The organism is Paenilisteria portnoyi, from assembly GCF_014322795.1.
GTDB classification, from domain to species: Bacteria; Bacillota; Bacilli; order Lactobacillales; family Listeriaceae; genus Listeria_A; species Listeria_A portnoyi.
In genome coordinates this window covers 1-1,106 of the sequence record NZ_JAASTT010000047.1, presented here as the reverse complement: position 1 = coordinate 1,106, position 1,106 = coordinate 1, and the positions used below count along the sequence as shown (strand labels likewise).

1 protein-coding gene is annotated in these 1,106 nt (G+C 35.7%); it reads left to right on the top strand.

Annotated features, from left to right (window positions below; genetic code table 11):
• The coding region (locus HCJ66_RS15840; protein WP_187134014.1) for a DUF5011 domain-containing protein at positions 1-1,020 on the top strand (1,020 nt) is incomplete at its 5' end.
• Positions 1,021-1,106 lie beyond the last annotated feature (86 nt).

Sequence of the window (1,106 nt, the reverse complement as noted above, 5' to 3'; positions counted from 1 at the left end):
TTGACAAATCAAATAATAGTAATAGGAGATGTGGATACAAGTAAAGTAGGAACATACCCCATTACCTATGAAGTAAGCGATTCTGATGGGAATACAAGCAGTAAGACGATTGAAATTACAGTAACAAGTAATGATAAGCCTGTTATCAATGGTGCAGAAGATGAAAGTATTGAGATAGGGACATCATTTGATGCAAAAAAAGATGTTACAGCGAGCGACACAGAAGATGGAGATTTGACAAATCAAATAATAGTAATAGGAGATGTGGATACAAGTAAAGTAGGAACATACCCCATTACCTATGAAGTAAGTGACTCTGACGGCAATACAAGCAGTAAGACGATTGAAATTACAGTAACAAGTAATGATAAGCCTGTTATCAATGGTGCAGAAGATGAAAGTATTGACATAGGGACATCATTTGATGCAAAAAAAGATGTTACAGCGAGCGATACAGAAGATGGAGATTTAACTAGTCAAATAGAAGTTGATGGCATTGTTGATACTAACCGGGCTGGTACGTATGAACTTACTTATACAGTGACAGACAGTGATAGTAATTTAACTACATTAGTTCGTGCAATCACTGTTTATGACAACACCATCTTTAGATTTAATCAAGCTCCAGATGATTTAATGTTTCAAACAACAGAAATTAGTAGTAATGAAATAGAAATTTTACGTCAAAATCCAGATTGGAATCTACAAGTTCAGGACACTCGAAATAATGGTGAAAAATGGCAAGTAACTGGAACGGTGAATGGCCCATTTGTCGATGTCGATAATCCAAATGCTAAGCAATTGCATGATGCATTGACCTATACGAAAGATGGCATAGAAACGCGAATAATGGATAATCAAGTCTTTGTCATGGGGGAAGGCACATCTAATCCGACTGAGGTTACGACAATTCAATACACACCTGAAGAAGGACTTCATATGAAAATAAATCCTACCGGTGTGAAAGCTGGAAGTCAGTATCAAACGAGTATTACATGGACATTGAATGATACACCATAAATCATACACCTGATGTGATGTCAATATCTTGGACAAAATAAAATAGAATTAGTTTGCTATTTTTTCAAAAGCATTTGGTGTCAGAT